The sequence below is a fragment of the Antrihabitans stalactiti genome, assembly GCF_012932915.1.
GTDB classification, from domain to species: Bacteria; Actinomycetota; Actinomycetes; order Mycobacteriales; family Mycobacteriaceae; genus Antrihabitans; species Antrihabitans stalactiti.
Genome location: NZ_VCQU01000003.1, coordinates 660,642 through 667,774, shown reverse-complemented (window position 1 = coordinate 667,774; position 7,133 = coordinate 660,642). Strand labels below are relative to the sequence as shown.

General features: G+C 64.1%; 10 protein-coding genes. 4 read left to right on the top strand and 6 right to left on the bottom strand.

All coding sequences use genetic code 11. From position 1 onward, the window contains the following. Positions 1-344: 344 nt before the first annotated feature. Positions 345-467 (bottom strand): helix-turn-helix domain-containing protein, encoded by a 123-nt coding sequence (locus FGL95_RS33145; protein ID WP_420838038.1) that lies wholly within the window; start codon positions 465-467, stop codon positions 345-347. Between the two features lie 70 nt (positions 468-537). On the opposite strand from FGL95_RS33145, the gene FGL95_RS12260 reads away from it, so the two are divergent. Continuing rightward, a complete protein-coding gene (locus FGL95_RS12260; protein WP_169586979.1) occupies positions 538-1,674 on the top strand; it encodes a GTP-binding protein in 1,137 nt (378 codons plus the stop codon). Between the two features lie 3 nt (positions 1,675-1,677). Here the strand turns inward: FGL95_RS12260 and FGL95_RS12255 are convergent, their stop codons facing one another. Genes FGL95_RS12255 through FGL95_RS12245 form a run of 3 tightly spaced genes read right to left on the bottom strand, consistent with a single transcriptional unit; the run spans position 1,678 to position 2,992 of the window. Then, positions 1,678-2,001 carry a DMT family transporter gene (locus tag FGL95_RS12255; RefSeq protein ID WP_169586977.1) on the bottom strand — a complete coding sequence of 108 codons (324 nt, stop codon included), beginning with the start codon at positions 1,999-2,001 and terminating at the stop codon, positions 1,678-1,680. Continuing rightward, the gene (locus FGL95_RS12250; RefSeq protein ID WP_169586974.1) at positions 2,001-2,348 is read right to left on the bottom strand and encodes a DMT family transporter; all 348 of its coding nucleotides are present in this window, start codon (positions 2,346-2,348) and stop codon (positions 2,001-2,003) included. The genes FGL95_RS12255 and FGL95_RS12250 overlap by 1 nt, the downstream gene beginning before the upstream one ends. After that, complete coding sequence (locus FGL95_RS12245) at positions 2,345-2,992, bottom strand: TetR/AcrR family transcriptional regulator (RefSeq protein ID WP_338079828.1); 648 nt, start codon at positions 2,990-2,992, stop codon at positions 2,345-2,347. The genes FGL95_RS12250 and FGL95_RS12245 overlap by 4 nt, the downstream gene beginning before the upstream one ends. Before the next feature lie 71 nt (positions 2,993-3,063). Between FGL95_RS12245 and FGL95_RS12240 the strand changes: the two genes are divergently transcribed. The 3 genes from FGL95_RS12240 to FGL95_RS12230 all read left to right on the top strand — a co-directional run bounded on the left by FGL95_RS12240 (position 3,064) and on the right by FGL95_RS12230 (position 4,921). Then, positions 3,064-3,939, top strand: coding sequence for a metal-dependent hydrolase (locus FGL95_RS12240; protein WP_169586972.1), 876 nt, complete (start codon positions 3,064-3,066; stop codon positions 3,937-3,939). A gap of 221 nt (positions 3,940-4,160) precedes the next feature. Next, the gene (locus FGL95_RS33140) at positions 4,161-4,322 is read left to right on the top strand and encodes a hypothetical protein (RefSeq protein WP_240962915.1); all 162 of its coding nucleotides are present in this window, start codon (positions 4,161-4,163) and stop codon (positions 4,320-4,322) included. A 14-nt stretch (positions 4,323-4,336) separates the two neighbouring features. Then, on the top strand, positions 4,337-4,921 hold the full coding sequence (locus FGL95_RS12230; RefSeq protein ID WP_169586970.1) for a pyridoxamine 5'-phosphate oxidase family protein: 585 nt from the start codon (positions 4,337-4,339) through the stop codon (positions 4,919-4,921). On the opposite strand, the gene FGL95_RS12225 is transcribed toward FGL95_RS12230, so the two are convergent. Continuing rightward, a complete protein-coding gene (locus tag FGL95_RS12225; RefSeq protein WP_169586968.1) occupies positions 4,863-6,989 on the bottom strand; it encodes an FUSC family protein in 2,127 nt (708 codons plus the stop codon). The genes FGL95_RS12230 and FGL95_RS12225 overlap by 59 nt on opposite strands. After that, positions 6,989-7,117 (bottom strand): hypothetical protein, encoded by a 129-nt coding sequence (locus tag FGL95_RS32750; RefSeq protein WP_277351765.1) that lies wholly within the window; start codon positions 7,115-7,117, stop codon positions 6,989-6,991. Before FGL95_RS32750 ends, FGL95_RS12225 begins: the two co-directional genes overlap by 1 nt. Positions 7,118-7,133 lie beyond the last annotated feature (16 nt).

Here is a 7,133-nt window from a genome sequence, read left to right as displayed (position 1 = left end):
GGGCGTGTCGCAACCCCGCTGTCCGCTGAGCCGGAAATCACGTGTCCACCGGTCCGGAGAACTTGTGTCCGTCAGCCCGGAGCTAACTGTCCGCCCATCCGGAGTCTGACCTGTCCGCCCGCAACGTGTGCCCGATCCGACGGTCTGCGGTCGTTATTCGTGGCCGGCGGATTGGTGAACACCCCTCCACCACACCCCATCACCCCTCGTGAGTCTTTTTGGAGTCCCTGGACTCCGAAAAGACTCACGAGTGTTTTGGCGCGGCGCTGCGACACAGCCCTGCACACGGGCGGCATGTGCCGCCTCGGGGGTCGTCGTCTCCCACACGCTTGGGATGTGGCGGGCTACCTCGCCGTCTGCACCCGGCCCAGCGGCGCGGACCGGCTCGCGAAGCAGCCGTCCCAGTAGTTCTCGCAGCCGAGAGCGTTCAACGCGTCGTTCGGCTCCGGCGAGAAGAAGTTGACCAGTCGGCCGCAATCCGACAGCCCACAGAGGGCCGACGTCGTGTGCTTTATCGATAATGATTATCATTAGTGAATGCCTTCTTCAGCCACCCTCCCCGTAACGGTCCTGTCCGGCTTTCTCGGAGCGGGCAAGACGACTCTGCTCAACCACGTGCTCGCCAACAGCGACGGGCGGCGAGTGGCGGTGATCGTGAACGACATGAGCGAAATCAACATCGATGCAGCACTGATCGCAGGCCAAGGGCACTTGGATCGCACCGACGAGCGCCTCGTCGAGCTGACCAACGGGTGCATCTGCTGCACTCTGCGCGAAGACCTGATCGAGGCGGTGGGCCGACTCGCTAAAGAACAGCGCTTCGACAACCTCGTCATCGAGTCGACCGGAATCTCGGAACCCATGCCCGTCGCCGCGACGTTCGACTGGGTCTTCGAGGACGGCACCAGCCTCAGCGATGTCGCCACACTCGACACGATGGTCACCCTCGTCGACGCATCGACCTTCCTTGCCGAACTCACGAAAGGCGAGATTCTCGCGGCCCGAAATCTGGAGGTCGGCGAGGGCGACGAGCGGAATATCTCCGATCTGTTGGTCGACCAGGTCGAGTTCGCCGATGTCCTCGTCCTGAACAAGGTCGACTTGGTCAGCGAAAAGGCCGTGCGCACAGTCGAAGCAGTGCTGAAGCGGATGAACCCCGGTGCGCGACTGGTCCGCAGCGTGAAAGGGACGGTGGACCTCGCCGACGTCCTGGACACTGGCCTCTACGACCCGGTCGCTGCTGCCGAAACTGCTGGCTGGGACGAGGAGCTCGCGGGCGGGCACACTCCGGAGACCGAGGAGTACGGCATTCGAAGCATGACCTACGTTGCCGACCGTCCGTTCCATCCCGTGCGGCTGGAACATGCGCTCGAAGAACTGCGAGGCGTGCTGCGCAGCAAAGGATTCTGCTGGATCGCCAGCCGCCCGGACATCGCGGCGATCTGGTCGCAGGCCGGGCCCAACCTCACCATCGAGCCGGCACAGTACTGGAGTGGCGGAACCATCCCGCCTGGTCAGGAGATCGTCTTCATCGGAGTGCAGCTCGACCGGCAACGCATCCAACGAAACTTCGACGCGGCACTCCTCACGCCGGCCGAACTGGCGGAAGGACCTACATCCTGGCTGAGCTACTCCGACCCGTTCCCGTCGTGGGGTGTCGAACACGCACACTGACACTCAGGAGTGGCCGGACCCGACTTCGATGAGAAGAACCCCTGCCGCGATGAGCGCGATACCGGCAAGCATGCGACGAGTCAGCACCTCACCGAACAGGAATTTGGAAGCGACCGCTGTCAGGGCCACACCGACCGCGGCCCAGATGCCGTAGGCGATGCCCAACGGGATGCCTTCTCGCAAGGCGGCAAGCAGCGAAACGAATGCCGCTATATAGCCGCCCACAACCACCGCGTAGAAGCGGGAACGACCGGTGGCGGCAACACGCAAGGACAAGGTGGCGATGACTTCGAAGACGATGGCCGCTGCCAGCAGCAGGTACTGCATCAGGGACTGCCGATCGTGTCGTGGGTGTCGGCGGGGTGTGACCCGGTCTCGACGAGCAGCACCCCGGCGATGACGAGGAGCAGCCCGGCTCCCATGACGACGGTGAAAGCCTCGCCGAAGACGAACGTGGACAGCACGGCGGTGAGCGCAACACCGGCAGCGCCCCAGATGCCGTAAGCCACGCCCAATGCCATGCCGCGCTTGAGCACCGCGGTCAGGAAACCGAATGCGGCCAGGTAACCGAATGCGACGACGACAAACAGAGCGGGCACCGACTCGGACCCCTTCAGCGACAACGTGGCTGCGACTTCACTGATAATCGCGCCTGCCAACAGAAGCCAGGTCATGAAGCGTGTCGGCCGGCGTCGGCTGTGAGCACGTAAGCGGCGGCGCTGGCGAACAATCCTGAGGTGTGCTCGGTCATCTGGTCGACGGACAGCTCGATCTCGTTGTCCAGCCAACGACGCAAGGCATCCGACATTCCGCCGACCATCATGGTGGCTGCCAGATGGATAACCGGCACCGCCGAGTCCTCGATCGGAAAGAACAGCCTTGCTTTGTCGAGGATGAGGTCAGTCATGCGGGAGAGGGTGTCGTTGCGTAGCGAGCGCAAGATCGGTTCGGCGCCAGACTCCACAAACACGATCCGAGCCAGCACTCGATCCTCATCGACCAAATGAATCAGCGCCTCGATCGGAGCGCGCGCGACGAGGCCGACGTCAGCGACCCCCGGCACGATCGCACCGACCAGCGTCGATTCCAACGTGGTGAACACGTGGTCGGCTACCCCGCGCAGCAGCTCGTCACGGTCCCGGAATTGTTCGTAGAAGTACCGCGAAGTGAGCCCAGCCTCTTTGCACACCGCTGTCACGGTCGTTTCTGCCGCGCCACGGGTTCCCATCAAGAGCACCGCCGCATCTATCAGCTGTGCACGGCGTTGCCGACCCCGCTCGGTGGCAGTCATTCCGCCATAGACGCGCGCTGGACTCACGCGATACAGTCTGTCATCCCCTATCTGACTTTAGGCTTAGTCAGATAGAAACCTGTCAAAGGAGACCGGTTGTGACCACATCCACTACGCCAACCCAGCACCCGATCAAGGCGCGACGCGTCCGTTTCGACTACCCGACCGGCACCCGCCGTCAGCATTACGTCGACAACGACCTCGTGCTGAGCCACCTCGTAGCTGCACTGTCGGCCATGTTCCCCGAGGGCGAGGACTTCTTCATCCGCTCGGTTCGCAAGTACCGGGATCGCATTACCGACGACGATCTGTGCGAAGCAATCAAGGGCTTCATCGCCCAGGAAGCCACACACCGGCACCAACATCGCCAGCTCAACGAGCGCCTACAGGAGATGGGTTACCCGACCGCACGCGTCGACCGCCACGTCAGCCAGTTGCTGAGTCTGGTCGAGAAGGTCTTTCCGCAAAGCTGGTCCTTGGCAGCCACAGCAGCCCTCGAGCATTACACGGCAACCTTCGCCGAAATCCTGCTCACCGACGAGCGTGCCCAGAAGTTGGTCGGCGATGACACCGAGGTGCGCCCGATGTTGTTGTGGCACGCGCTCGAAGAGTCAGAGCATAAGGCAGTGGCCTTCGACGTCTACCGCGAGACCATAGACAGCGAAACGCTGCGAGTCGGAATCATGTACCTCGCGTCGGCGATCTTCTGGACCGAGGTCGTAGTGCAGACCGGTCGCTCGCTCGTCTTCGACCCCGCCTCCTACAACCCGATCCGCCTGGTGAAGAGCCTCAACAACATTCGCAAGTCGCCGTTCTTCAGCTGGAACGCGATCACCCGCTACAACACCTACAACCGACCCGGCTTCCACCCCGACGACTGGGATTCTCGTGAAGTCCTCGCCCGATGGTCCGCGGAATTGTTCGAGGCTGACGGCGCCCAACGCCTGAACGGACAGGCCATACAGAACCGCTGAGCACTGCCGCATGAGAACCATGTGGCTTTCGCTCGGCGCCTAGGGTGGTTGTAGTGCAGATCTCTGTTCATCGCTACCGTCACCCCCTCGGGCTGGCCGTACGTTCAACATCGAGGTGGCCCAGCCGGATTCGTCCACGTGCTGAACTTGTCGACGATTGCCTTCGGCGACGGTGTCATCCGCACTCGCTGCGAACGGGCGTTCCACATCATGTCGAAGCCTTGGACCGCAACTGCAGCAAGAACATCCCCGTCAAGTACGGCCGCGAACGCGTGGCCGAATCGCTGGACCTGGCCCGCCAACCCCTCAACGAGGAGATCGAACGGCTGCGTCAACGGAATCAGGACCTCGAGGCCGAGATCGCCCGGCTTCGCGCCGTTTAGCAATAATGCAAGGCATGGGCAAGATCTACGAGCGCATCGACGGCCGGTTGCGAACGTTCATCGAGGAGCAGCCGCTGTTCTTCACCGGCACCGCGCCGCTCACCGGCGACGGACACGTGAACATCTCACCCAAAGGCCGGTCGGGGTCCCTGCGAGTGCTCGACGACCGGACCGTCGCCTACCTGGACTTCGGTGGGAGTCACGCAGAGACGATCGCCCATCTGCGAGAGAACGGGCGAATCACGCTGATGTGGTGCGCATTCACCGGCCCACCGAACATCGTCCGGGTGCACGGAACGGGGGTGCCCGTGTATCGCGACGATCCGCGCTTCGCCGAATTGGTCAAAGAGTTCGACGATGCGGACGCACCGGGCCTGCGAGCCGTCATCGTCGTCACCGCAAAACTCATCAGTGACACTTGCGGATTCGCGGTGCCGCTCATGGACTACCGCGAGGAACGGACGCTGCACGCCGAGTACTTCGGCCGCAAGTCCGACGACGAGTTCGCTAGCTACTGCGAGGGAAAGGACCACGTCGCCGTCAGCTTGGACGGACTTCCCGCGCTGCCATTGCCGTTGCCGCCGCGACCTCGCTCGTGATCACCGCGAAAAGCGCAATGAGCGGCTCGTTCTCACGGATCTCCATCCGAACCGGCGTGTCCGATTCCCCGCTCGACGGTAGCTCGTCGAATCGGCGCCGATGCGCGTCGTCCAGATAGGCGAACATGGCGTCCAGTGCCGCTTGCGTCGTCCGGGCGTCCGCTGCGTCGCGATCGGTCAGGCTCGTCGACATGACCCGAACGAAGTCGTCGAGCGCCGGAATCCGCGTTGCCGATGATGTCGGCAACGCGGCAAGCGCGGCAAGGTGGCGCTGCACTCGCGCGAGCGTGTCGAGTTCAGTGATCGCCGCCGACACAGCAGCCGCGGCACCCGGTTCCTGCCGCGCCCGCTGGGTGACTGCGCGAGCCTCGGCAAGCTTCGATTCGGCTGTCCGTCGCGTTTGTTCGAGTCGTCCGGCGTCACGAGAAAGAATGCTGTGCAAGCTTTCCGACAAGTACGTCGCTGTTGCCGTGGCCGCGGTGCGCACCACGTCGGTCACACGGTCACGCTCCCAGTTCGGCCAGAGGAGGTACCCACCGGCGAGCGCCACCGCACTCCCTACGAGCGTCATCACGATCCGGGCCAGTGCCGCACCCCAGTCGCCGGGATCGGAGATATCGCCGATCAGCAGAACGAGGGGCGTACCGAAGATCACCCAGAAGGCGTAGTTGATCGGCCGCAGCGTGAAGCCGACGGTGATGATGACGAAGAGGATGATCGCAAGCGTCGCAGGCTGATTCACCGTCGCGATCAGAGCGGCGGCGCACGAGCCGCCTATCACGTTGCCGATCACTCGCTGCCCTGCACGCTCGACGGTCGCGCCGTACTGCGGCCGCAGCACCCTGAGCACGGCGAGAATGCCCCACTCACCGTGCGATAGACCGAGCACCGCGACGACGGCGTAGAAGCCTGCCGCGATCGCCGTGACGCGCAGCGCGTGGCGGAACTCCAAGGAATCCAATGTCATCGCCGCACGAAGCCGAGCCACATCGAGGAACGGCTGCCGGGGTCCCCCGGGATTCGACAGCGCCGCATTGCCTCGCGCGTCGATCAAATCCACCGCCGCTGAGGCATCGTCGGTGGTCCGCGCAATCGATTCCAGGAGCCGACGATGCCGCGCAGCCGCAGCGAGCCGGCTGTACGGCTGCGCACCGTTCACCACCTCCGACCGCAGCGAGTCGCAGGCAGCTGTCACGTCGGCGAGCACATCGTCGGCCGTCGCGCGCACCTTCGACCGGCGCTCGAGTTGCGCGCCGAGCGACGTAACGCGCACCCCGATCTTGGCGAGTGAGCGACGGTACGGACCTTCGATTACCGGGTCGACGGGTCCGAGGTCGTCGAGGACGGCCAATAAATCCACCAACGCCGCAGCCTGGCCGACAAGGTGGGTCAGTTGTCCAGCGAGCTGCTCGTCTCCGCTCGGCGTCGCGACAGCGACGGCAGCTGCCTCGGCGCGGCGAACCGCTCCCACCAATCGATCGTGGTCGGCGGGTTCGCGTGTGTCGCTCATGCTCCGGCCGAGCAAGGCGAAGGGTTCGGCGACAGCCGCAAGGACCTGCTTGAGGCGCGGCGGGGGCGTGAATATCCCGGTCGCTGCGGCATACCAGAGTCCGCCTGCCAGCACGAGTGCTGCGGCGACGAGTACACCGGACGGGCTCTTGCCCGCGGTGATCGAACTGGCGAGGAAGGCGGTCGCGGGCATGGTTCCCAACCGTGCCGCTGTCGCGTTGACGGCTGATCCCATCGCCGCGATGAAGACAAGCGACGCCAGCAACACGAGCGCGACGACCATCACGTCAGAGGTGAACGCGCCCAACAGAAATGCGGCGGCATTCGCGACAGCAGCGGTGCACAGACCGAGCGTGCGCGAACGGCGTGGTCCACCCTTGTTCGTGAACGCCGCGACGTATGCGCCGAGGCAGGCAAGCGCGCCCAACTCTGGTTCACCGACCACAAGGCCGACAACCAACGGCGCCGCGACCGCTACCCCGTTGACCAAGCCGTTCACTGCGGCGGGACGAGTTCCCGGCGCGACGGCGAACAACTGCACCCCGCGTAGGGCGACCATCAGCGCTGGAACTCGCCCATCAGAACAGCCTTGTCGAGTACGTGCCCCTCGATCGCTGACTCGAAGTCACCGAAATACTCGACCGGGATCCACCCCTCATCGGCGAAGACAGGGCTCACGATTCGCATTCATAGAGGATGCCAG